Raw genomic sequence first — 22,277 nt, forward strand, 5'->3', positions numbered from 1 at the left:
TTGAACGCGAGACTCGCGGATGGTCACTTGACGGCGGCGGCGAACGAGCCGGGCTCGTACGAGCCGCCCTTCTGGTGGACGATCACGGCCAGCCGGTTCGCCGCGTTGATCATCGCGACCAGGGCGACCAGCGCGGCGGTCTGGTCGTCGTCGTAGTGCTTGCGGACCTGGGCCCAGGTCTCGTCGGACACGCCCTGGTGGGCGTCGGCCAGCCGGGTGCCTTCCTCGGCCAGGGCCAGTGCGGCCTGTTCCGCCTCGGTGAAGACGGTGGACTCGCGCCACGCGGCCACCAGGTGCAGCCGCACCGCCGTCTCACCGGCGGCCGCGGCTTCCTTGACGTGGAAGTCGATGCAGTGGCCGCAGCCGTTGATCTGGCTCGCCCGCAGCGACACCAGCTCCTGCAGGGAGCTCGGCAGCGTCGAGTCGTGGATCACCATGCTGGCGGCGGCGAACCGCTTCGCGAACCTGGCGGCCAGCTCGTTGGCGAACAGGTCGAATCGGGGTTCCATGAGTCCTCCTGGTCTCGCGTCTGGACAACCACCAGATGCCGGCCACCCCGCCACCGTGACAGCACGTGACGCGTGCCACCGCATGTCACACGGCGACGGAACACGGCGTCTGGTGGGGTGACAGGAAGCCGAGCGTCATGAGGAGTCACCCATGGACGGGAGCATGAGCCCGGACCCCGCCACCGCGGCGTTCATGGCCCATCGCAGCCTGCTCTTCACCGTCGCCTACGAGATGCTCGGGTCGGCCGCCGACGCCGAGGACGTCCTGCAGGAGACCTGGCTGCGCTGGGCGGGGGTCGAACACGACACCGTCGAGAACCAGCGTGCCTACCTCGTCCGGATCACCACCCGCCAGGCCCTCACCCGCCTGCGCACCCTCGGCCGCCGCAAGGAGTCCTACGTCGGCTCCTGGCTTCCCGAACCACTCCTCACCACGCCCGACGTCGCCGAGGACGTCGAGCTCGCCGACAGCGTCTCGATGGCGATGATGCTCGTCCTGGAGACCCTCAACCCCACCGAGCGGGCGGTGTTCGTGCTCCGCGAGGTGTTCGCCCTCGAGTACGACGAGATCGCCCGTGCCGTCGACAAGAGTCCGGCCGCCGTCCGCCAGATCGCCCACCGGGCCCGGTCCCACGTCGCCGCCCGCCGGCCGCGCGGGACCGTGCCGGCGGCCCGGACCCGGCACGTGCTCGACGCGTTCCAGCGGGCCACCGAGACGGGCGACCTGCAGGGCCTGCTCGACATCCTCGCGCCGGACGTCGTCCTGCTCGGCGACGGTGGCGGGATCAAGCAGGCCGTCCCGCGGCCCATCGTCGGCGCCGGCAAGGTCGGCCGCCTGCTCGCGACCGGGCTGGGCAGGGTTCCCGGCACGGCGTCACTGCGGCCGGCACAGGTCAACGGCTACCCCGCGCTGGTCCTCTGGGTCGACGGCGAGGTCGACACCGTCCTCGCGGTACGGGTCGACGACGACCTCATCACCGGGGTCTACGCCGTGCGCAACCCCGAGAAGCTCTCGCACATGCGAAGCGAGACCGCCCTGCGCCGCTGAGCGCGGGTCCGCGGCGGCCGCACATCGAGACGAACACAGGTAAACGAAACGTCCTCGGGTGGAGTCGTACGTAGTGATGGCTGACTACGAGAACTTCGTCCAGGCGGAGCTGCCGCGGTTGCTGCGCTACGCGACGATGCTCACCGGGGAGCGGGAACAGGCCGCTGACCTGGTGCAGGACGTGCTGGTCAAGGTCTACCGTCGCTGGTCGCGGATCAGCGATGCGGACCATCCGGACCGGTATGTCGTGCGGATGGTCACGAACGGCTACCTGTCCTGGCGGCGTAGCCGGGCGGCACGGGTGTTCGCCACGGGTGATCTTCCCGACGAGGCGCGGCCGGGCGACTTCGCCACGGACCACGCGTTGCGGGAGGACATGTGGCAGCGCCTAGCGCGGTTGCCTCGGCGTCAGCGAGCCGTGGTGGTGCTGCGGTACTACGAACAGGCGCCCGACGCCGAGATCGCCGACCTGCTCGGCTGTGCCCAGGGGACCGTGCGCGCGCACGCACACCGTGCGCTGGCGACATTGCGAGACGGCTTGACCATCGAGCAGATGGCCGAGGCCAAGGAGAGTTGATGGACGAGCTGACGAAAGTAGAGAACTTGCTGAAGGACACCTTTGCCGCGCACGAACACGTCGCGCCCGACGGCGACCAGGTGCTCGCCGACGCACGGGAGCGCATCCAGCGGAGGCGCGCCGTGCTGAGCCGGCCTCTCGCGGTCGCCGCCGGCGTGATCGTGCTGACCCTCGCCGCGGTCACCGTCGTCGTGCTGAACCGGCCGGCCGACGGGACACAGGCCGCCGCCCCCACCGGCCAGGCGCCGCCCACCACCTCGGCGAGCTCCGGGCCGGCCATCCCGGAGCTCCACATGCCCTACTCCCTCGACTGGCTGCCGCCGGGCGACATCGACTACCTGGTGCACCGGATCAACCTCGGCGGCACCGCCGAGCACCCGGACACGCCGATCTACGGCGGCGAGTACATGTTCAACGTCACGAACAAGGGCCAGGTCCTCTACGTCGACGTCCAGCACTTCGGGATGTCGACGGTGGACGACGCGGCGTTCAAGTCCGGCCCCGGCAACCCCGTCACCATCAAGGGGCTGCGTGGCGTCGAGAGCTCGATCTCCGACGGGCCCGGCGGCTACGAGCTGTACCTGACCCATCCCGGCGGCGGCACGATGTACGTGAACGTGTCCGCCAAGAACGGGACGACGGCGCCCGCGCAGCTGCTGGTCGACACCGGCCGGCGGATCGGGGAGCACATTCGCTTCCCTGGCAACACGTCCGTCACCCCGCTGTTCGGATTGGGTGAACTGCCCAACGGGCTGAAGGTCTGCGCGTTCGACCTCGAGAAGGGGGGTTTCGACGCGCCCTCGGCCTCGGGCACGCGGCACGCCAGCACGGGCTACCAGCTGGGCACGTGCACGACCCAGCCGACGATCAACGTGTTCACCGCCGACTCGCGTGACGTGGGCGGCACCGCGGGCCAGCCCGTGCTGGGCCACGAGACGCGCTACGTCGACGAGAACGGCTACCACAAGCTGTTCGTCCTGGACGCGGTCAACGGCCAGTCGATCATGATCGCGGGCAGCGTCCCGGTGGCCGACCTGTACGACATCGGCGGCCGGCTCATCCTGCCCAACTAGGCACAATACGGCGCTGGGCCTCCTCCCCCTGGTGAGCAGGCCCAGCGCCGTTCGTGCCTCGTGGACCCCTTTTGGGACGACCGCGGGGAAACTTGGCCTGCTACCGGGCTGGTTCCCTCAGGCCGGCCAGGACCTCGCGCAGCGTGACGGCGAACTCCGCCGGCTTCTCGGCGTAGCCGGCATGGAGACCGGGGAACTCGACCACCGGCACCCCCAGCCGTTCCGCCACCGCCTCGCCGCCGCGGGCCGGGTAGTACGGCCGGCTCTCCACGCCGACACCCACCACGATCGGCACCCCGCTCGCCTTCAGCGCCGCGAAGTCCGGCTCGAACGTCAGGAACGGGCCGACCTCCCGCGACATCAGGTACTCCGAGTTCCCCATGAACCGGCCCACCTCGCGCAGCGGGAGCGGTCCGTACCGGAACGCCGCCCGCCCCGCCCGTACCGCACCCGCCAACAGCCGCCGCCCGAAGGGACTCCGGACCAGCGCCGGGCTCTGCGGGCGGTCGATGCTCGAGACGAACCGGACCCAGGCCGGCAGTGGCCCCTCGCGGCGCGAGACCTCCTCGATCTCCGCGAACAACGCGCGGTCCGCGTCCGTCAGCAGGCTCAGCACCGGCGGCTCGTGTGCGATCAGGCCCTGGACGGCCGCCGGCGAACGAGCCGTCAGGTCCAGTCCGATCAACGCGCCGCCGCTGCCGCCGAACACCACGGCCGACTCGAGATCGTGGTGGGCGAGCACGGCCAGCGCGTCCGCCACCTGCTCCGCCATGGTCATCGGCAGCGAGCGGTCGTCGACCGTGCTTCGCGAGTTGCCTCGGCGGTCGTAGGTCAGCACCGTGTACGCGTCGGCCAGGTGGTCCCCCACCCCGCTGTAGTAGCCGGCGTCGCCACCGCCGCCGGAGATCATGAGCAGCGCGGGCCCGCTGCCGCGGCGCTCGTGGTACAGCGTGGCGCCGTCCGTGCGGATCCTGCCGGTCTGGGTCATCTCAGTCCTCCGATGAGAATGCCGAAAGCGTGGTCGATCGCGGCTATGTGGTCGGGTGTCACGTCGGCGGCCTTCTCGCCGGCGAGCATCCGGCCCGCGGTCTCCGTGTAGACGGTGCGGTAGGCGGCGACCACGAGTGCCGCGGTGAGTCGTGGGTGCGGGTCGACGCCGGTCAGCAGCTCGGCCAGGTACGCCTCGAACTCCGCGACCGCCTCGCGGACCCGGGCCCGCAGCGGGGCCGAGCCGACCACGGTCTCCAGGAAGCGGAGGTACCGGTCCTCGAACCCGCCGAGCGGGTGCCTCCGCTCGGCCAGGTCGACGGCCAGCCGCCACAGCGCCACCAGTGGCGTCTCGTCCTCGCGCCGGTCCCGGACCGCCTCCATGATGAGGTCGGCGGCCTGCGGGAACCGGTCGAAGAAGATGTCCTCCTTGCGGGGGAAGTAGTTGAACACCGTCACCTTCGACACGCCGGCCGCCTCGGCGATCTCGGTGATGGTCACGTTGTCGAACCCCCGCTCGACGAACATCGACGTCGCCACGTCAGCGATCCGCTGCCGCGTCTCCGCCTTCTTCCTCTCTCGCAGTGTCGGACGGGTCACTCCGCTCATCCGTGGGCCGCCTCCTTCCCTCGTCGCGGACCCGACGCTCGTCCTCGCTGCAGGGCCCATTCCGCGGTCAGTCTGGCGGCGGCTGTTTCGCCCCGCTCCCACGACGTCACCCACAACACTATACCCGACTCAATTTTGAGTCGAGTAAAGTGAACGGCATGAGCTACGACGTGATCATTTCCGGGGCCGGTCCGACCGGCCTGATGCTGGCCTGTGAGCTGCGGTTGCACGGGGTATCGGTGCTCGTCCTCGAACAGCTCGCCGAGCCGGACCTCACGATCAAGGCAGGCGCCATCAACACCCCCTCTGCCGAGGCGTTCTACCGCCGAGGGCTGCTGCCGCGCCTGGCCGCGATCCAGGAACAGAACATGGCCAAGTTCCTCGCCTTCATGAAGGGCCGCCCCGGCCCCATGAAGCCCCCGCCGCGCTTCGCCGGACACTTCGCCGGGCTCCCCATGCGCGGCGAGAACCTGGACGAGTCCGACCCGGACTTCGCCGGTCACGGCCCGGCCGACAAGGTCGGCTTCGTCATGCAGTCGGACCTCGAGGCGATCCTCGCGGAACGGGCCGCCGAACTCGGTGCCGAGATCCGCCGAGGCGTCGAGGTGACCGGGTTCGAGTCGGTCGACGGCGACGTCACCGTGCACACGGACGGCGAGCCGTTCACCGCGGGCTGGCTCGTCGGCGCGGACGGGGGCCGCAGCGTCGTGCGCAAGCACGCCGGCTTCGAGTTCCCGGGCACCCCGCCGGAGATCACCGGGCACCAGGCCGTCGTCGAGATGGAGGGCGGCGAGGCACTCAGCAGGGGCTGGACCACGACCCCGATGGGCGTGTACGTGACCGGCCCGCTGCCCGGCCGCATCCTGACCGTCGAGTTCGACGGCCCGCCGGCGGACCGGCACACGCCGATCACCAAGGAGGAGCTGCAGCAGAGCCTCCGCGCGGTGTCCGGCGTGGACGACGTGACCATCACGGCGGTCAGGTCCGCCACCCGGTTCACCGACAACGCCCGCCAGGCCACCACGTACCGCCTCGGCCGCGTGCTGCTGGCCGGCGACGCCGCGCACGTCCACTCGCCCTTCGGCGGCCAGGGTCTCAACCTCGGCATCGGCGACGCGGTCAACCTGGGCTGGAAGCTCGCCGGGGCCGTCCAGCGCCGGCTGGCCGAGGACGTCCTCGACACCTACACGACCGAGCGCCACCCGATCGGCGCCTGGGTGCTCGACTGGACCCGCGCGCAGATCACGATCATGCGCCTGGACTCGCACGCCCGCGCGCTGCGGAAGATCGTGACCGACCTGATCGACACCACGGCCGGCACGACGTACTTCGCGAAGAAGATCTCCGGGGTCTGGCAGAGCTACGACCTGCCCGGCGACCACCCGTGGATCGGCCGCAGCGCGCCGGACCTGGCGCTCGCCGACGGCACCGCGCTCGGTGACCACCTGCACGGCGGCACCGGCCTGCTGCTCGACCTCGGCGGCCTGCCGGCCACCGTCGACGACAAGCGCGTGCCGGTGCTGCGGACGGGCTGCCAGGACCACGAGGACGTGCCGGGCCTGCTCGTCCGCCCGGACGGCATCGTGGCGTGGGCCGGCGGCGACGGCCTCGACGAGGCGCTGTCCACCTGGTTCGGCGCGGCCGGAGCTACGGCCGGAGCCTGACGCGGAGCCTGGTGAGGGCAGTGCGCATCGTGTGCCGGCGAGCCACCGCCACCACCAGCGTGAGGCCGCCGAGCAGCGCGGGGAGCGACGCGTCGCCGTCAACCAGCAGGAACAGCTCGGTGGCGACCGCCCCGGCCATCACGCCGGCGAGGCCGAGCGCGGCCAACCCCGACAGGAACGGGATGACCAGCCCCACGGCGCCGGCCAGTTCGAGGGTCCCGGTGAGGTGACGGAGCCACTGCCCGAACCCGATCTCGTCGAACTTGCCGACGAGGTCACCACCGAACAGGAGGGACGCGCTGTAGACGAAGTAGGTGGCCACCAGCACCTGCACGGTCCACACGAGCACGTCGAACGCGACGGCGACGGGCCTGCCGGACAGTGGTCTGCTGGTGGCGAATCGACTGGTCACGGCAGGCTCCTCTCCCCGGGCAACCGCTCCTGTGGGTAAGGACGGACACCAGGGAGAGCTGGTTCTGAACCGACACCATCGATTTCCACGGCTTCGTCCGGCGCCAACCGTGCGCGGACGGTAAGCGTCAGAGTTCAGCGCCTTGTCGACACGTACAGGAACAACGCGCCACGGTAGTTCGCGAGAGTCGAGCTGTAAGCAGTGCAGCTGGCCTCGACAATGCCTCCGCGAACCGTACGAGGCAGAACCGTCGAGCATTCGGCCAGGTCGCTGGTCGATGACCGAACCACAAACGTGGCGATCGCGCTGCCGTCTCCTCCGACATTTCGAAAGGTGGCGCGAACGAGACACCCGGAATCGCACGGGCCCGCCCAGTCCTGGGTTTCGATCCAGAAGTTGGGCGGAGATGGCGGCGGCGCAGGAGGACTGGGGTTGACGAGGACTTTCAGCGGATTCCAGCCGGTCAGCGCCTGAATGCCGATCAGGATGGAGATGATGGCTGCCGCCGCCGTGGCGAACCGCTTGAAGTCGGAGCTGCTTTCAGGCTTGTCTTCCTTGTCGCTCGCACTCCCATCGGACTCGGTGATCTCGTCGGTCACGAGTTCGATTCTACCGGTGGCGCCGCCCTGGACGTTGGGCGCTTGCGACAGGACATCGCCCGAGTATGTCGTCGCGACCGGACACGACGAGCAAGACAGATGCAACTGAAAATCACTCCACCGGTGACAGGATCCGTTGTCTCAAGCCGACTTCCGTGGAGGTTCGGATGGTCAACGAACCGAGGGTGCCGATGCGGCGGATCGCCGTCGCGAGCTGCGTTGGCACCACCATCGAGTTCTACGACTTCTTCATCTACGGCACCGCCGCCGCCCTGGTCTTCCCCAAGGTGTTCTTCCCGGCACTCGGCCCGGCCGCGGCGGCGGTGGCGTCGTTCGCCACGTTCGCCGTCGCGTTCGTCGCGCGGCCGGTCGGCGCCGTCGTGTTCGGGCACTTCGGCGACCGCATCGGCCGCAAGCGCACGCTGATCTCGACGCTGCTCGTCATGGGCCTCGCGACGACGCTCATCGGGCTGCTGCCCAGCGCCTCGGCGATCGGGGTGACGGCGCCGATCGTGCTGGTCGTGCTGCGGTTCGCGCAGGGCTTCGCGGTCGGCGGCGAGTGGGCCGGGGCGGCGCTGCTCACCGCCGAGTACGCGCCGGGGGGCTCGCGTGGCCGGTACGCGACCTACCCGCAGCTCGGCGCGTTCCTGGCGTTCGGGCTGTCGAGCCTCACGTTCCTGGCCACGGGGCTCCTGATGGGCGACAAGGACGCGGCGTTCCTGGACTACGGTTGGCGGATTCCGTTCGTGCTCAGTGCACTCCTGGTCGTCGTCGGGCTGTACGTGCGGCTGCGGATCGAGGAGACGCCGGTGTTCCGCCAGGCGCAGGAGCGGGCGCCCGCGCCGGCACGCTCGCGGCCGCCGTTCCGGGAGGCGGTCCTGCGCCAGCCGAGGGAGGTCCTCCTCGCCGCGGGCTCGCTGACGATCGTGTTCTCGTTCTTCAACATCGGCACCACGTACCTGACGAGCTACGGCGTGAACCCGGACGGTGCCGGGCAGAGCCGGCCGACCGTGCTGGTCGCCGGCGTCATCGCCGCGGTGGTCGCCGGCGTGGTCACGATGGTGACGGGCACGCTGTCCGACCGGCTCGGCCGCAAGCGGCTGATCATGTCCGCCGGGGTCGTCGGTGTCGGGTGGGGACTGTTGCTGTTCCCGTTGCTGGACACCGGTTCGACGCTGGCGTTCGGGCTCGGGCTGGTCGTGACGCTGTCGATCGTCGGGATCTGCTACGCGCCGACCGGGGCGTTCCTGCCGGAGCTGTTCGAGACCCGGTACCGCTACACGGGTGCCGGCCTGTCGTACAACCTGGCCGGCGTCGTCGGCGGCGCGGTCCCACCGCTGCTGGCGCCCGCGCTGACCTCGTCGTACGGCAGCATCGCGATCGGCGTGGTGCTGTCGGTGTCCGCGGTGCTGAGCTTCGTCTGCACCGCCGCCCTGGCCGAGACGAAGGACCGCGCACTGGCCGCCAGGGCGGTCGAGCCCGACCTCGCTCCGGTCGGCTGACCGGGCCCCCTACCTCACGAGATGGTCCTCCGGAACGCGGACCGCGGTGAAGACCGGCTTGGCGCGTAACCGGAAGCCCATCGACTCGTACAGCCGGATCGCCCCGGAGTTGGACGCCGCCGCGTGCAGCAGCGCCTGCTCGCCACGCTCTCGGATGCCGGCCACCAACGCGCGGACCAGGCCCGTCGCCAGGCCCTTGCCGCGGTACGCCGGGTCGGTGCACACCGCGCTGATCTCCGTCCAGCCCGGTGGATGCAGCCGCTCCCCCGCCATCGCGGCCAGCCGGCCGTCGAGGCGGACGCCCAGGTACGTGCCCAGCTCGATGGTCCGCTCGCGGAACGGGCCCGGTTCGGTGTGGGAGACCAGGTTCAGCATCTCCGGCACGTCGGACTTCGTCAGCCGTACGGCTTCCGGGAACGGGGTCGCCGCGACCCCCGCGTCCACCAGTTGCACGCCGGGGATCTCCTCGACCGTCTCCCAGTCCGCCGGCGCGGGGACGCCGGCCACCACCACGACCGCGCCAGGACCCGCCATGGCCGCGACATCGCGCCAGCCCGCGGCGGAGCCGATGGCCAGGAACGGCGCCACGTCCGGCAGGTACCGCGCCGCCTCGCCGCGCCGGTCGGCGAAACGCCGGTGCGGGCCGGTCAGCGAGGCCCACACCGGATTGTCCAAAAAGGACTCACTCACGCTCATACGGAGTCCGCTCCCCCGCGGTCACCGCGAACGGCAGGTGGTTGCCCGCAGGCGGCAGCGGGCACGTCGCGAAGTCGGTGAACGCGCACGGCAGGTTCGTCGCGCGGTTGAAGTCCAGCGTCACCGTGCCGTCCGCCGCGACGTCCGCGCTCACGGACCGGTTCGCGGCGTAGGTCGTCACGCCGCTGGTCTCGTCGGTGAACAGGATGTTCAGGTCGTCGTCGGACTTGCCGTTGAACGCGGTCAGCGTGTGTTCGGCGCCCTCGTGCGAGAAGGTCACCACGCCGGGCGCCACGTACACATGGCTCAGGCCCTCGACCACCGCGCCGACGGTGGTCGGCCGTGGCGACTCGAACGGCGTGAACCTGCCGTGCAGCACCCACTGCGGATCCGGGTCGTAGACCGGCACCCCGCGGAACGCCGCCAGCGTGGGCGCCGCCGGGTCGTGCACGCGGATCAGGTACCCGGACCGCCTTGCCACCTCGATCTCCAGGTCACCTGCCGTCACCCGCACACCCGGACCACTGTTCACCAGTTCGAACCGCCGCACGCCCGCCACCGCCGAGTCCTCATAGGACAGTGCGGCGCCGGCCGGGTCCAGGTACGCGGCGTCCGCGTCCTGCCACCACAGTCCCGGCAGGTCGCCGTACCTGCGCGGTGTGTCGTCCAACCAGTCCAGTGACACCAGGGCGAGCCAGCCGCGTGGGTCGGCCAGCGTCCGTTCGCGCGCCACCCGCCACTGCTCCCACCGGTGAGCGAATCGCGGCTCGACAGTCGTCGTCATGACAGTCCCCAATCCCGGGAAGAAGGTCACCACCAGTGTCCGCTTTTCCACATCACCTTGACGTGGCGTTTCAGTCTGTGGACGCTCCGCGGGTTACGATCGCAGTGCGCACCGTCACCGAAGGGGAACCGCATGTCCGAGGCGAGGCAGCCATGAAAGCGAAGAAAGTCATCCTCCTCGTCGTGGCCGCCGTCCTCATCTACACCCTGATCGCCCACCCGACCCAACTCGGCGACGGCGTACAGACAGTCCTGAACTGGATAGGCGACGGCCTAGGCGCGATCGTCGACTTCATGCGCAGCGTAGTCGAGTAACCACCCCGCGAGTCGCGCGTTCGCACACACCGAGTCCCGCGTTCATGCACCCCGAGTTGCGGTTTTGTGCAGGTACTGGCGTGCCCGTTCGGGTCTTCGTATGCAGGTACGGGTCTTCGTGTGCACGAATCCGCAACTCGCCATGTTTGAACGCGCGACTCGCTAGGTGTGAAGGCGGGACTCGCGGATCGGTCGGGTGTTATGGCGTCTCGACGAAGGCCTTCAGTGCGCGGACCGTGCGCTCGCTCTCCTTGCGGAAGCGGGCAAGGATCAGCGGGGCGAACGGCCTCACCACGGGTGGCAGCGTGAGTTCGACGACACGTTCGAGAGCCACGCTCCCGTCGACGGGCGTGACCGAGTAGCTCACGACGATCTCGATCACGCCGAAGAACCGCGGCCGCAGGGTCATCGGCTGGTGGAAGACGACGTGTTCCGGCGCCCGCAGCGCGGTCACCACGCCACGCCGCACGCCGAGGCGGCTCCGCTCCACGTACTCCGTGCCGGCCTGGACCGGGCCCTGTGTGATGTCGACCGTGCCCGGGTAGTCCGCCGACAGGTCGAGCCACCGGCCGTACCCACGCAGGTCGGTGAGCGCCTCGAAGGTGTCCTCGGCCGAGCCGCGGATCCTGGTCGTCAGCGAGATCGTCGGCATGGACCGAAGAGTAGCGGGCGTACGACTCACGAGGTACGGATCGCGTGCCACACTTGTCCCCGGCGCCGGACGTCCTGGCCGCGGCGCGCAAGGCGCCTACGAGGACGGCGTCGTCAGTCCTGGGGAGTGAGATGCGCAGGTTCGCGGTAGTGGTGGCCGTCGTGTTGGGTCTCGTGGCGCCGGGGGTCGCGGACGCGACGCCGTCACGCGGAGTGACCGCCACGATCCTCGCACAGTGGACCGCCGGCGGCACCGACTACACGCTGCGGGAGATCACCGTGCAGCCCGGCGGCAGTACCGGCTGGCACCACCACGACGGCACGCTGTACGCGGTCATCAAGCAGGGCACGCTGACCCGCACGATGTCCGACTGCACCACCACCTTCGTCACCCGAGCCGGCTCGACGCTGGTCGAGGAGCCCGTCCAGGTGCACATCGGCCGCAACCTGGGCACGTCACCGACCGTGCTCGACGTCCTCTACGTCCTCCCGCACGGCAGCCCGCTGGCGGAGGACGCACCCAACCCCGGCTGCGACTTCGAGTGAACGCGGCCGGGCTCCCGCACGTGTAGAGAGATATGAGCGGACGTCTGCCCGGCCTGGTCGCGGCGGTTCTCTGCGCGCTGGCGGTCGCCGGCTGCGGTGTTCCGGCGCAGACGGCACCCGTCACGACCACCAAGTCGTGGCCCGACCCCAAGCCCACGAAGCCGTACACCGTGGAGCAGCTGGCCAGGACGGTCGGCTGCACGCCGACGTTCCAGGGCAAGGCGGCCGACTTCCGCCAGGCGAGCTGCAAGGTCGGCAAGACCGACTACATGCTCCTGGACTTCGTCACGGACCAGAACCAGAAGGACTGGTTCGAGTACGCGATCATCTACGGCAGCAGCTACCTCGTGGGCGAGCGCTGGATCCTGACCAGCTCGTCCGAGGACGAGATGGTCAAGCTCCAGGGCAGGCTCGGCGGCCACATCGAGCAGGACGAGTCGATGGGGGCCAGCCACGGCATGGAGATGGGCGGCGGCTCCTAACGCGTGTGCGTCGCGGCGCTGCGGTAGTCGCTGTACTGGTACGGGTTGTCCAGGACCTTCGACTCGGGAATCTCCGGGTGCATGCCGGCCACCCAGGCCTCCTCGCCCATCTCCGAGCGCAGGTACTCGATCGTCCGGTCGACGCCGGTGCGGGCCGCGGCCAGGTCCACGCCGACCAGCTTGTGGTCCTGCTTCACGACACGACCGTTGACGAGCACCGTGTGCACGTCGCCGCGCTGGGCCTGGAACGCCACGTGGCCGTAGGGGTTGAGCACGGGGAACGACACCGGCGAGTCGTCGTTCTTGAGCAGCACGACGTCGGCCTTGCTGCCGGTCTTGAGCTCGCCGATGTCCGACCGGCCGAGCGCGTCGGCGCCGCCGCGGGTCGCCCAGGCCACGACGTGCTCGGCCCGCAGCAGGTGGTTGGTGACGGTCTCGTTCTTGGCGTGTGCCTCCAGGTGCGTGCGCGACCGGTCGGCGCCGAGCGTGGTGCGCATGGCGCTGAACAGGTCGCCGCTCCACCAGACGCTCGTGTCCATCGACAGCGACACCGGGATGCCGTGGGCGCGGATCGCCCACGTGGGAGGGTAACCCTGGCCGGCGCTCTGCTCACTCTCCGTGGACACCGAGATCGACCCGCCGGTGGCCGCGATCCGCTGGTAGGAGTCGGCGGACAGCGACGCGGCGTGCACGTAGATCGTCTGCGGCGTCATGAAGCCGTTCTCGTACATGAGGCGGATGCCGTCGTCGCTGGTCGCGCCCCAGACGCCGGCGTGGGTGGTGACGCTGACGCCGAGGTCGCGGGCCACCTCGAACGCCGCCTTCTCCGGGAACTCCGGGTCGCCGAGCACGTCGAACGCGAGCTGGAAGCCCAGGTCGCCCTTGACCCGCCGGTTGACGAAGTCACGGAACTCGGGGCTGGCCGTCCACACCGCGGGCGGCTCCTGGATGTTGCCGTACGCCAGGACGAACCGGCCGGGCACGGACTCGAGCGCGTCGACCGCGGCATCGGCGTGGTCGGTCGTCTGGAGGCCGTGCGACCAGTCGACGACGGTGGTGACGCCGGCGTCGATGGCCTCGATGGCGGCGAGGACGTTCCCGGCGTGGATGTCCTCGGGGCGGAAGAGCTTGCCGTGCTCGAGGTAGTACCAGACGAAGTACTGGGTGAGCGTCCAGTCGGCGCCGTAGCCGCGCATGGCCGTCTGCCACATGTGGCGGTGGGTGTCGATCATCCCAGGCATGACGATGCCGCCCGTGGCGTCCACGACCAGCGCGTCGTCCGGGGCGGCGATGTTCCTGCCGACCTCGACGATCCGGTCGTTCAGGGTGAGGACGTCGGTGTCGGCGAGCACCGACCGGGCGTCGTCCATCGGCAACACGGTGCCGCCGCGCAACAACACAGGTCTTGACTCGTTCATCGTTGAACCTCTTTCGGACGATTGTCCGCATGCCGGTTAATTCTGGGAGTTACTCTGATCCCGCCACCCGGGGGAAGTCAACAGTTCCCGCGACCGAAGGAGCCGTCGTTATGCCGAGGGAAGGAGCCGGGCCCGACTTCATCGAGGCCCTGGCGCGAGGCCTCGAGGTGATAGCGGCGTTCGCACCGGGCCGGCCGGTGATGTCGCTGACGGAGGTGGCGTCCGCGGCGGGTCTGGCCCGGCCGACGGCACGGCGGATCCTGCTGACGCTGACGGAGTTGGGTTACGTGCGCACGGAGGGTGCCGGGTACGCGCTGACGCCGAGGGTGCTGGAGCTGGGCGTGGCGTACGTCCGGTCCCAGGGCCTGTGGGAGATCGCGCGGCCGCACATGGAGGCACTGTCGGCGGCGACGAACGAGTCGTGCTCGATCGCGCAGCTGGACGGGTCGGACATCGTGTACGTGGCGCGGGTGGCGGTGCCGAAGATCGTGGCGCTGGCGGTGCAGATCGGGACGAGGTTCCCGGCGTTGCAGACGTCGCTGGGGAAGGTACTGCTGGCCGCGCTGGAGCCGGCGGAGGTGGCGGCGGTCCTCGCGGAGCCGACCCGGTCGGGGCTGGAGCCGCGGTGGCAGCCGGGCCGGGACGAGCGCGAGGCGGAGCTGCGGGAGGTTCGGGCCCGGGGCTGGGCGCTCACGGACCAGCAGCTGACGCTGGGCATCCGCTCGGTGGCGGCGCCACTACGCGACGGCACGGGCTGCGTGGTGGCGGCGTTGAACGTGAACACCCACGCGGCGGAGACCACGGTGGACCACCTCCTCGAGAACCACCTGCCCCTGCTGCTGAAGGCGGCGGGCGACATAAGCGCCGACTATGCCCGCCTGGCGGCGGTCCCCCACGTCACCCGCACAGCCGCCTCCTGACCTCGCGAGTCCCGCGTTCGAACATAGCGAGTCCCGCGTTCGGACATAGCGAGTCGCGTTTTCGTGCACACAGGATCGGTACGGGTACACCAAGATCTGCACGAAACCGCAGTTCGGTAGGTCTGAACGCGGGACTCGGGGTGTTTGAACGCGGGACTCGCGTGGCTTGACAGGAGGGGCGGCGGGGCCAAGACTGCGGACAGATGTCCGCTGCACGGACGGAGGCTTATGAAGGGTCCGCTTGACGGTGTGCTCGTCGCTGACTTCTCCCGGATTCTCGCCGGGCCCTACGCCACGATGCTGTTGGCGGACATGGGTGCCGAGGTGATCAAGGTGGAGGGGCCGCGAGGCGACGACACCCGGACCTGGATGCCCCCCGTGCGGGACGGAGTGTCCACTTACTACCTCGGTATCAACCGGGGGAAGCGGTCCATCGCGCTCGACCTGCGGGACGACGCCGACGCCACGGCGGCGCGGGAGCTCGCGCGGCGGGCGGACGTGCTCATCGAGAACTTCAAACCGGGTGGGCTCGAGCGCTTCGGCCTGGGCTACGACGACGTCCGGAAGGCCAACCCGGGCATCGTCTACGCCTCGATCACCGGGTTCGGCACCGGCGCCGGGCGGGACGTGCCCGGCTACGACCTCATGGTCCAGGCCATCTCGGGGCTCATGAGCCTCACCGGCGATCCCGACGGGCCGCCCTACCGCGCGGGGATCTCCGTCTTCGACGTCATGGCCGGCAACCACGCCGTCATCGGGATTCTCGCCGCGCTCCGGCACCGGGACTCCTCCGGGCAGGGACAGCGGGTCGAGGTCAACCTCCTCTCCTCCGCCCTCACCGGGCTCGTCAACCACAGCTCCGCCTACGCCGCCGGCGGTGTCGTGCCCTACCGGATGGGTAACGCCCATCCGAGTGTCTTCCCCTACGAGCCGCTGCCCACCAAGGACAACGACCTCATCATCTCCGCCGCCAACGACGGGCAGTTCCGCAAGCTGTGCGAGGTGCTCGGCATCCCGGACGTCGCCGACGACCCGCGCTACGCCATCAACGCCAACCGGACGGCCAACCGGGAGGAACTGCGGCCACTGCTCGTCGACCGGCTGACGACCAGGTCGGCGGTCGAGTGGTTCGACCTGCTCGTCGCGGCCGGTGTGCCCTGTGGACCCATCAACACGATCGACGGCGGGTTCGCCATGGCGGAGCGGTTCGAGCTCGACCCGATCGTGACCGTCGGCGACGGGGATAGGGCCGTGCCGACGACCCGGCACCCGATCCGGTTCTCCCAGACGCCCGTGAGCTACGCGCTGCCCCCACCGGAACTGGACGAGCACGGCGACGAGATCCGGAAGTGGTTGGGGGACAAGGATGCCTGAGTACCCCACGGCTCTCGGCGCGTCCTCCAGGGACAGGATCACGCTGCTCGGCAAGGACCTCGCCGAGGACGTCATGGGTGAGGTCGGGTTCGGGGAGCTGGCGTTCTGGCTCGCCACCCAGCGCCGGCCCGGCAAGGGCGAGACCCGGGTGTTCGAGGCCGTCCTCGCCGCGCTGGCCGATCACGGGTTCACGCCGACCGCCATCGTCACCCGGCTGACCTATCTGTCCGCGCCGGACTCCGTGCAGGGCGCGCTCGCCGCCGGGTTGCTCGGCGGCGGGTCGCGGTTCCTCGGGGTCACGGAGGACTGCGGCCGGTTCCTGCACGAGCGGCTCGAGCAGCACCCGCGGCCGCTCGACGAAGACGGCTGGGACGCGCTGGCACTGGAGGTTCTCCAGAACCACAAGGGACAACGTGTTCCCGGCCTGGGGCACCACGTGCACAAGGACGGCGACCCCCGCACGCCCAGGCTCTTCCGGATCGCCCGCGAGGAGGACCTCTTCGGGCCACACCTCTCGCTCTTCGCGGCGATCGGGCGGGTGCATCCGCGGGTGCTCGGCAAGACCCTGCCGCTCAACGGGGCCGGTGTCTGCGGCGCGGCGCTCGCGGACCTCGGGTTGCCGCTGGAGCTGTTGCGTGGCTTCGCGTTGCTGGCGCGCACCGCCGGGCTCATCGGTCAGCTCGCCGAGGAGCTGCGCAACCCGGTCGCCAACGAGATCTTTCTGTCCGTCGATCTGAACAACTCTTCCGTCCCCCCCGAGCCGTACGGAGGCCAGCATGGCTGAGCTGGTCGCGGTCATCGCGTCCACGCACCACCCTTTCTACTACCGCGCAAGCACCTCGACCGGTGAGGACCGGCCGCCCTTCGCGGACGAGTGGGTGCGCAAGGTAGAGGCGTTCCGCGAGACCCTCACCAAGGCCCGTCCCGACGTGCTGGTGATGGTCGGCTCTGACCACTTCCACCAGCTCTGGCTCGACAACATGCCGCAGTTCCTCGTCGGCAAGGCGCCGGTCTACGACGCCAACTGGTACAACGAGGAACGCGAGTTCGGCCTGCCCCGCATGGTCATGAAGGGCCAGGAGGACCTGTCGAGCTACATCCTGCGCGAGGGCCTCGACGCCGGGTTCGACCTCGCGTTCTCCAACGAGCTGCGCATCGACCACTCGATCACCTGCCCGATCATCACGCTGCGGCCGCAGAACGACCTGCCGATCGTCCCCATCTACACCAACATCTTCGCGCCGCCACTGCCGCAGCCCAAGCGGTTCGTCCAACTGGGACAGACGATTCGCCAGCTCGTCGAGTCGTGGCCGTCGAACCAGCGGGTCGCCGTGATCGGCACCGGGCACCTGTCGCTCGAACTCGGTGGGCCACGCCAGTTCGGGCCCCACGGGCCGGACCCGGAGTTCGACCGGAGGGCCGTCGAGTGGATCTCCACCGGTGACCTGGACGGCTGCTGCGGCGAGGTGACGCTCGACAGCCTGCACCTGCCGGGCAACGCCACGCACGGGTTCATGGACTTCATGCTGATGATGGGCGTCGCGGGCGAGGGACAGAAGGCCGACTACGTGGACACCTACGACCTGTTCCACACCATGGAGGCCTACTTCACCTGGTACCCGAAGGGCGTCCCGGCATGAGCAAGTACCTGCTGAACAAGTTCCTCTTCACGGTCGACCGCGATCCGGAGCTGGTCGAGCGCTACCGCGAGGATCCACAGGCGATGGTCGAGTGGTGGGAGTCCAGTGAGGCCAACCGGATTCTCGCCTGCAACCTCGGCGAGTCCTCCACCTGGCTCAGGTTCGAGGACGAGGAACGCGTCGCGCTGTCGACCCACGACTACCCGAAGCTGTTCGAGCTGGGCGCCCACCCGTTCCTGACGCTGACCCTGTTCATCGCGATGTTCGAGCGCGATCACGAGGAGCCGCTCGGCTTCCAGTTGGAGTACGCCCGCCGCCTGTCCCACCTTTCGCTGCCCTACCCGGACATCGCGACATGAGTTGGGCGGTGTCGCTCCACTCCCCCGGCGAGCCGCCGAAGCTCGTCGGCTGGGAGGCGCCGAGCCCGGGGCCCGGCGAGGTCCTGGTCGAGGTGACGGCGGCGCCGATCACCCCGCTCGACCTGCTCTGCGCGTCGGGCACGTCGTACTTCGGCGTGCCGGCGACCCCGTACGTGCCCGGTGTGCAGGGCATCGGGACGGTCGACGGGCGCGCGGTCTGGTTCCCCACCACCGCGGGCATGCGGCCGGGGGACGGCAGCATGGCCGCGACGGTCGTGGTGCCGGAGCAGGAGCTCGTGCCGCTCCCCGAGGGCGCCGACCCCGTTCTGGTCGCCGCACTGGGACTTTCCGCGGTCGCCGCGCACATGGCGATGACCTGGCGGGGCGAGCTGGCCGCCGGCGAGCAGGTGATCGTGCTGGGCGGCGGTGGTGTCGTGGGCCAGTCGGCGATCCAGCTGGCCCGGGCCGCCGGCGCACGCCGGGTCGTGGCCGGCGCCCACTCGCCGGACGGCCGTGCCAGGGCGGAAGCCGTGGGCGCCGACGCGGTGGTGATGCTGGACTCGTCCGACGTGGACGAACTGGCGCAACGCTTCGAGTCCACAGTGGACGGTCCGGTGGACCTGCTGCTCGACCCGCTGTTCGGCGTGCCGGCCGTGGCCGCGGCCCGGTCGCTGCGGCCAGGCGGACGGTGGGTGAACCTGGGTGGCGCGGCCGGTGAGACCGCGCCGGTCACGTCGTCGCTGCTGCGCAGCAAGTCGTTGCGGTTGCTGGGTTACACGAACAACGAGCTGACTTCCGGACAACGTGCCGAGGCGATCGCCATGATCGCCGCGCGGGTGGCGGACGGCATGCTGACAGTCGCGCATGAGACCGTCACCCCACAAGCCGTCCCGGCCGCGTGGGCAGGGCACGCGGCCGGGACGGCCCGTCTTCGCTCGGTGGTGGTGCCGTCAGCGGACGGCGCGGTGTCGTGAGCCCGAGACCGACTCGGCGACTCCGATCAGCAACACCGACGCGATCACGGCGACGATGAAGCCGAGGACGTTCAGTTCCATGATGTCGCCGGTGCCGAGCAGGTTGGCGATCGTGCCGCCGATGACCGAACCGACCAACCCGAGCAGCAGCGTCGCGATGATGCCGAGGTTCTGCTTGCCGGGCTTGATGAGTCGGGCCAGTGCCCCGATGATGAGGCCGGCGACGATGAAACCGATCATGAAAACCTCCTGTACGTCGTCGACCTGAGCATTACCCGGCGCCCCGGGCGGGCAAACGCCGGTGGGTCCGCACGATCCCCCGGATCGCCGACGTCAGCGGCTCGTTCGGCCTGCTCGCTCGTGCCCCGGCGTCAGCGGGCCCCGGCCGTGGTGAGCACCGACGCGAGGGGCTCGTCGGCGGCGCTGGTGAGCAGCACGTCCGCGGCGGTGAACAGTGCCGCGTCGGCGTTCGGGTGCGGGACGGCGACGCACCGCAGGCCCGCCGCCCTGGCCGCCGCCACGCCGTGGACCGTGTCCTCGAAGGCGACCGCACGGTTCGCGGCCACGCCGAGCCGGTCCAGGGCCAGCAGGTAGACGTCCGGCGCCGGCTTGGCCGCGGCGACCTCGTCACCGCAGGCCAGGAACTCGAAGCGGTCGAGGAAGTCGATGCGGGACAGGTGGTCCTCGATCCAGGACCGGGGCGAGCTGCTGGCGACCGCGAGCCGCAGGCCCAGCTCACGTGCCTCGTCGAGCCAGGCGGGAATGCCGTCGGCCAGTTCGAGCGCGGCGTGCAGCTCGTCCCGGTACGCCAGGCGTCTGGCGTGGCTCGCGGCCTGGTCGTAACCCGGTCCGACGGCGGCGGCGAGCGCGGCGTACCGCTCGGCGATTACGTCCCCGCCGTGCGGCGCGAAGAACGTGGCGACGTCCAGCTCCAGCCCGTGGTACCGCCAGAGGTACTGCCACACCCGCAGCGACGTGGTCTCGGTGTCCATCAGCAGGCCGTCGAAGTCGAACACCAACGCGTCGATGCCCATGCCGGCAGTATGCCCCGAGTACGCTGCCGTCTCGTGAAACCAGCGAGCGACGAGCTGACGCCGGACGGTGTGGACTACCAGCTGCCCAGCCGCGAGCAGCTCATGACCGTCCGCCTCGACGGCCGCGCCGACGTGCTGATCCTGACCGTCGAGGGCGATGTCGACGGGCTGACCGCGCCGCGGCTGTCGTCGGCCATCGGCGAGGCGTTCCGCGCCCTGGCCGGCAGGACCCTGGTGCTCGATCTCACACAGGTTCGGTTCCTGGGTTCCGTCGGCCTGCGCACGTTGCGGGACAGCGCGCACGAGGCCGCCCGCCACGAGGGCTTTCAGCCGCTGCGGGTCGTGGTCGACCACACCCGGCCGGTGATCCGGCCGATCGAGATCGTCGGTCTCGACCAGATTCTCGCCCTTTACCACACGGTCGAGGACGCGATCGCCGCCGGCGATCTGCGGTAGCGGGCAAAGCTGGGACAATAGCGACCGTGCCGCCAAGCTCCGAGCGCCAACTGGGCAACGAACCCACGCGCGCCGGCGTCGCGCAGACGTTGGACCTGGTTCTCGCCGCCGACTGGATCTCGCCATCCGTGGCGCGGGACCGGGTGCGGGTCTGGCTCAAAGCGAACCGCTGGTCGCCTGCGCACACCGACGACCTGGTGCTGGCGGTCAACGAGGCGGTCAGCAACAGCATCGAGCACGGCTACCAGGTCGGCCCGGAGGACCCACCGAGCACCGAGATGGTCGAGGTCCACGGCGTCATCCGCCGCGCCGAGACCGGTGCGCGGCACGTGGAGTTCACCGTCCGCGACGCCGGCACCTGGCAGCCGCCCAGCGAGGACCGCCACAGCACACGTGGGCAGGGCCTACGCCTCATGCGCGCGTGCGTGGAGCACGTGACGGTCGACAGCGGCGACGACGGCACGACGGTCACCCTGCACAGCCACCCGGTGCCGGTCTAGGGGCCCGCGTCACCAGCGGCCAGGGCGGGCTGGGCCGGCATCGTCGGGGAGGCGCCGGAAGGCGTCGCGAGCGGGGCGAGCGTGTCCCAGCCGGTCGGACTCGTCGCGGCGAGCGTGCCGGCCGGGGCCCGCGTCAGACGTCCTGCAGTGCGGCGGAAAGCGCTGGGTAGATGGCCAGGAGGCGGTCCAGGCCGGTCACGCGGATCGGGCGCAGGGTGTCGCGGTTGTCGGTCACCACCCGGACCTTCGTGTGCTCGCCACCCGCCTCGTGGGCGGCGACGATCGCCGACATGCCGACCGACGCGAGGAAGGTGACGCCGGTCAGCTCGATCACCAGTACCGGTGGCCGCCCCGCCAGCTCCCGTGCGCAGGCCTCGGCCAGCGTGGGGGCGGTCAGCATGTCGAGCTCCCCGGCCACCCGCAGCACGACGGCCGGACCGCGATGCTCGACGTTCACCGAGACGCCGAACTGGTCGCCCGGGGTCACAGGGGCGTTGGACATGACCCGTATCTTGCCCGCCCGCCGCCGGACACGACAGGGCGGCCACGCTTCGGGAACCGTGGCCGACAACCGGTGTGTGACGGACCAACGTGGACGCTGACCAAGCGGGACGACTCGCACACGCGGGACCCGCGTGTCCACCCGGTGAAGACAGGTCCCGCTCAGGTTCCTGGGCGCGGCTTCTTCTTCATCGAGTCCGCGGTGCCGCCGGCGACCATGAGCACGACCCCGACCGGGATGAACACCCACCACAGCCCGAGGAACACCGTCAGCAGGATCGCCGAGGGGATGCCGATGCCGAACGCGAGGCCGGCGACCATCTCCAGCGCCTTGCTCGCCGGCGTCTCCACCAGCTCGGTCTTGCGACCCCGCATGGGCGGGCTGACCAGCTGTCCCGCCTTCTGGATCAGCTGCGCGGGCGGGCTCGCCGAGCTGAGGTCCGGGTGCGGCGCCGGCAGGTCGGTGAACAGCGCCTCCAGCTCGCCACGGGTCCTGGCGACCGCGGCCTGGCCGCAGCGCTCCTCGTACTCGGACAGCTCCAGCCGTCCCGTCGACAGGTGCACGCCGAGAGTCGTGACGGCCGCGTCCCGCTCCTCGTTGCTGACGCGGATGTCCGCCGTTGCCATGCGGAGATTCTAAGCAACATC

29 protein-coding genes are annotated in these 22,277 nt (G+C 70.3%); 16 read left to right on the forward strand and 13 right to left on the reverse strand.

Annotation, left to right across the window (positions count from 1 at the left end):
* Nucleotides 1-23: 23 nt before the first annotated feature.
* Nucleotides 24-509, reverse strand: a complete 486-nt coding sequence (locus VET29_RS31530) for a carboxymuconolactone decarboxylase family protein (protein ID WP_324927426.1) — start codon at nt 507-509, stop codon at nt 24-26.
* A 151-nt stretch (nt 510-660) separates the two neighbouring features.
* On the opposite strand from VET29_RS31530, the gene VET29_RS31535 reads away from it, so the two are divergent.
* From VET29_RS31535 to VET29_RS31545, 3 genes are all read left to right on the forward strand, one after another.
* Nucleotides 661-1,557, forward strand: coding sequence for an RNA polymerase sigma-70 factor (locus VET29_RS31535; protein ID WP_324927428.1), 897 nt, complete (start codon nt 661-663; stop codon nt 1,555-1,557).
* A 76-nt stretch (nt 1,558-1,633) separates the two neighbouring features.
* Nucleotides 1,634-2,134 (forward strand): SigE family RNA polymerase sigma factor, encoded by a 501-nt coding sequence (locus VET29_RS31540; RefSeq protein ID WP_324927432.1) that lies wholly within the window; start codon nt 1,634-1,636, stop codon nt 2,132-2,134.
* Nucleotides 2,134-3,207 (forward strand): hypothetical protein, encoded by a 1,074-nt coding sequence (locus tag VET29_RS31545; RefSeq protein WP_324927434.1) that lies wholly within the window; start codon nt 2,134-2,136, stop codon nt 3,205-3,207. The genes VET29_RS31540 and VET29_RS31545 overlap by 1 nt, the downstream gene beginning before the upstream one ends.
* A 100-nt stretch (nt 3,208-3,307) precedes the next feature.
* On the opposite strand, the gene VET29_RS31550 is transcribed toward VET29_RS31545, so the two are convergent.
* Both VET29_RS31550 and VET29_RS31555 read right to left on the reverse strand, forming a co-directional pair.
* Nucleotides 3,308-4,195, reverse strand: coding sequence for an alpha/beta hydrolase (locus tag VET29_RS31550; protein WP_324927436.1), 888 nt, complete (start codon nt 4,193-4,195; stop codon nt 3,308-3,310).
* A complete protein-coding gene (locus VET29_RS31555) occupies nt 4,192-4,803 on the reverse strand; it encodes a TetR/AcrR family transcriptional regulator (protein WP_324927438.1) in 612 nt (203 codons plus the stop codon). The genes VET29_RS31550 and VET29_RS31555 overlap by 4 nt, the downstream gene beginning before the upstream one ends.
* A 158-nt stretch (nt 4,804-4,961) precedes the next feature.
* Here VET29_RS31555 and VET29_RS31560 point away from each other — a divergent pair, with 158 nt between their 5' ends.
* Nucleotides 4,962-6,467 carry an FAD-dependent monooxygenase gene (locus VET29_RS31560; protein WP_324927441.1) on the forward strand — a complete coding sequence of 502 codons (1,506 nt, stop codon included), beginning with the start codon at nt 4,962-4,964 and terminating at the stop codon, nt 6,465-6,467.
* On the opposite strand, the gene VET29_RS31565 is transcribed toward VET29_RS31560, so the two are convergent.
* Together VET29_RS31565 and VET29_RS31570 are read right to left on the reverse strand one after the other, a co-directional pair.
* Nucleotides 6,451-6,879 (reverse strand): DoxX family protein, encoded by a 429-nt coding sequence (locus VET29_RS31565; protein WP_324927443.1) that lies wholly within the window; start codon nt 6,877-6,879, stop codon nt 6,451-6,453. The genes VET29_RS31560 and VET29_RS31565 overlap by 17 nt on opposite strands.
* 134 nt (nt 6,880-7,013) lie before the next feature.
* Nucleotides 7,014-7,478 carry a hypothetical protein gene (locus VET29_RS31570; RefSeq protein ID WP_324927445.1) on the reverse strand — a complete coding sequence of 155 codons (465 nt, stop codon included), beginning with the start codon at nt 7,476-7,478 and terminating at the stop codon, nt 7,014-7,016.
* Nucleotides 7,479-7,645: 167 nt separating this feature from the next.
* On the opposite strand from VET29_RS31570, the gene VET29_RS31575 reads away from it, so the two are divergent.
* Nucleotides 7,646-8,980 carry an MFS transporter gene (locus VET29_RS31575; RefSeq protein WP_324927447.1) on the forward strand — a complete coding sequence of 445 codons (1,335 nt, stop codon included), beginning with the start codon at nt 7,646-7,648 and terminating at the stop codon, nt 8,978-8,980.
* 9 nt (nt 8,981-8,989) lie between these two features.
* Here VET29_RS31575 and VET29_RS31580 read toward each other — a convergent pair whose 3' ends face one another.
* Nucleotides 8,990-9,670, reverse strand: coding sequence for a GNAT family N-acetyltransferase (locus VET29_RS31580; RefSeq protein WP_414636671.1), 681 nt, complete (start codon nt 9,668-9,670; stop codon nt 8,990-8,992).
* Nucleotides 9,663-10,460: a DUF1684 domain-containing protein gene (locus VET29_RS31585; protein ID WP_324927454.1), complete on the reverse strand. Its 798-nt coding sequence runs from the start codon at nt 10,458-10,460 to the stop codon at nt 9,663-9,665. The genes VET29_RS31580 and VET29_RS31585 overlap by 8 nt, the downstream gene beginning before the upstream one ends.
* A 152-nt stretch (nt 10,461-10,612) precedes the next feature.
* On the opposite strand from VET29_RS31585, the gene VET29_RS31590 reads away from it, so the two are divergent.
* Nucleotides 10,613-10,774 carry a hypothetical protein gene (locus VET29_RS31590; protein ID WP_324927457.1) on the forward strand — a complete coding sequence of 54 codons (162 nt, stop codon included), beginning with the start codon at nt 10,613-10,615 and terminating at the stop codon, nt 10,772-10,774.
* A gap of 199 nt (nt 10,775-10,973) precedes the next feature.
* Here VET29_RS31590 and VET29_RS31595 read toward each other — a convergent pair whose 3' ends face one another.
* Complete coding sequence (locus VET29_RS31595; protein WP_324927459.1) at nt 10,974-11,426, reverse strand: SRPBCC family protein; 453 nt, start codon at nt 11,424-11,426, stop codon at nt 10,974-10,976.
* A 44-nt stretch (nt 11,427-11,470) separates the two neighbouring features.
* Between VET29_RS31595 and VET29_RS31600 the strand changes: the two genes are divergently transcribed.
* Nucleotides 11,471-11,971: a cupin domain-containing protein gene (locus VET29_RS31600; RefSeq protein WP_414636672.1), complete on the forward strand. Its 501-nt coding sequence runs from the start codon at nt 11,471-11,473 to the stop codon at nt 11,969-11,971.
* Nucleotides 11,972-12,003: 32 nt separating this feature from the next.
* Nucleotides 12,004-12,453, forward strand: a complete 450-nt coding sequence (locus VET29_RS31605; protein ID WP_324927463.1) for a hypothetical protein — start codon at nt 12,004-12,006, stop codon at nt 12,451-12,453.
* Here the strand turns inward: VET29_RS31605 and VET29_RS31610 are convergent.
* The gene (locus VET29_RS31610; protein ID WP_324927465.1) at nt 12,450-13,871 is read right to left on the reverse strand and encodes an amidohydrolase family protein; all 1,422 of its coding nucleotides are present in this window, start codon (nt 13,869-13,871) and stop codon (nt 12,450-12,452) included. The genes VET29_RS31605 and VET29_RS31610 overlap by 4 nt on opposite strands.
* A gap of 110 nt (nt 13,872-13,981) precedes the next feature.
* On the opposite strand from VET29_RS31610, the gene VET29_RS31615 reads away from it, so the two are divergent.
* From VET29_RS31615 to VET29_RS31640, 6 genes are all read left to right on the forward strand, one after another.
* Entirely contained in the window at nt 13,982-14,791 is an 810-nt protein-coding gene (locus VET29_RS31615; RefSeq protein ID WP_324927468.1) for an IclR family transcriptional regulator domain-containing protein, read from the forward strand.
* Nucleotides 14,792-15,019: 228 nt separating this feature from the next.
* Entirely contained in the window at nt 15,020-16,165 is a 1,146-nt protein-coding gene (locus VET29_RS31620) for a CaiB/BaiF CoA-transferase family protein (RefSeq protein WP_324927471.1), read from the forward strand.
* Nucleotides 16,158-16,949, forward strand: coding sequence for a citryl-CoA lyase (locus VET29_RS31625; protein ID WP_324927474.1), 792 nt, complete (start codon nt 16,158-16,160; stop codon nt 16,947-16,949). Before VET29_RS31620 ends, VET29_RS31625 begins: the two co-directional genes overlap by 8 nt.
* The gene (locus tag VET29_RS31630; RefSeq protein WP_324927477.1) at nt 16,942-17,805 is read left to right on the forward strand and encodes an extradiol ring-cleavage dioxygenase; all 864 of its coding nucleotides are present in this window, start codon (nt 16,942-16,944) and stop codon (nt 17,803-17,805) included. The genes VET29_RS31625 and VET29_RS31630 overlap by 8 nt, the downstream gene beginning before the upstream one ends.
* Nucleotides 17,802-18,164 (forward strand): hypothetical protein, encoded by a 363-nt coding sequence (locus VET29_RS31635; protein WP_324927479.1) that lies wholly within the window; start codon nt 17,802-17,804, stop codon nt 18,162-18,164. The genes VET29_RS31630 and VET29_RS31635 overlap by 4 nt, the downstream gene beginning before the upstream one ends.
* Nucleotides 18,161-19,138, forward strand: coding sequence for a quinone oxidoreductase family protein (locus tag VET29_RS31640; protein WP_324927482.1), 978 nt, complete (start codon nt 18,161-18,163; stop codon nt 19,136-19,138). Before VET29_RS31635 ends, VET29_RS31640 begins: the two co-directional genes overlap by 4 nt.
* Here VET29_RS31640 and VET29_RS31645 read toward each other — a convergent pair.
* Nucleotides 19,115-19,378: a GlsB/YeaQ/YmgE family stress response membrane protein gene (locus VET29_RS31645; protein WP_324927484.1), complete on the reverse strand. Its 264-nt coding sequence runs from the start codon at nt 19,376-19,378 to the stop codon at nt 19,115-19,117. The genes VET29_RS31640 and VET29_RS31645 overlap by 24 nt on opposite strands.
* A gap of 131 nt (nt 19,379-19,509) precedes the next feature.
* Nucleotides 19,510-20,172: an HAD-IA family hydrolase gene (locus VET29_RS31650; protein ID WP_324927486.1), complete on the reverse strand. Its 663-nt coding sequence runs from the start codon at nt 20,170-20,172 to the stop codon at nt 19,510-19,512.
* Nucleotides 20,173-20,205: 33 nt separating this feature from the next.
* Between VET29_RS31650 and VET29_RS31655 the strand changes: the two genes are divergently transcribed.
* Together VET29_RS31655 and VET29_RS31660 are read left to right on the forward strand one after the other, a co-directional pair.
* Entirely contained in the window at nt 20,206-20,628 is a 423-nt protein-coding gene (locus VET29_RS31655) for an anti-sigma factor antagonist (protein WP_324927488.1), read from the forward strand.
* Between the two features lie 26 nt (nt 20,629-20,654).
* Entirely contained in the window at nt 20,655-21,128 is a 474-nt protein-coding gene (locus VET29_RS31660; RefSeq protein WP_324927491.1) for an ATP-binding protein, read from the forward strand.
* A gap of 133 nt (nt 21,129-21,261) precedes the next feature.
* Here VET29_RS31660 and VET29_RS31665 read toward each other — a convergent pair whose 3' ends face one another.
* Nucleotides 21,262-21,630: an STAS domain-containing protein gene (locus tag VET29_RS31665; RefSeq protein ID WP_324927494.1), complete on the reverse strand. Its 369-nt coding sequence runs from the start codon at nt 21,628-21,630 to the stop codon at nt 21,262-21,264.
* Nucleotides 21,631-21,791: 161 nt separating this feature from the next.
* Entirely contained in the window at nt 21,792-22,256 is a 465-nt protein-coding gene (locus VET29_RS31670) for a DUF1707 domain-containing protein (protein WP_324927496.1), read from the reverse strand.
* Nucleotides 22,257-22,277: the final 21 nt, after the last annotated feature.

This window comes from Actinophytocola sp. (assembly GCF_035634895.1).
GTDB lineage: Bacteria > Actinomycetota > Actinomycetes > Mycobacteriales > Pseudonocardiaceae > Actinophytocola.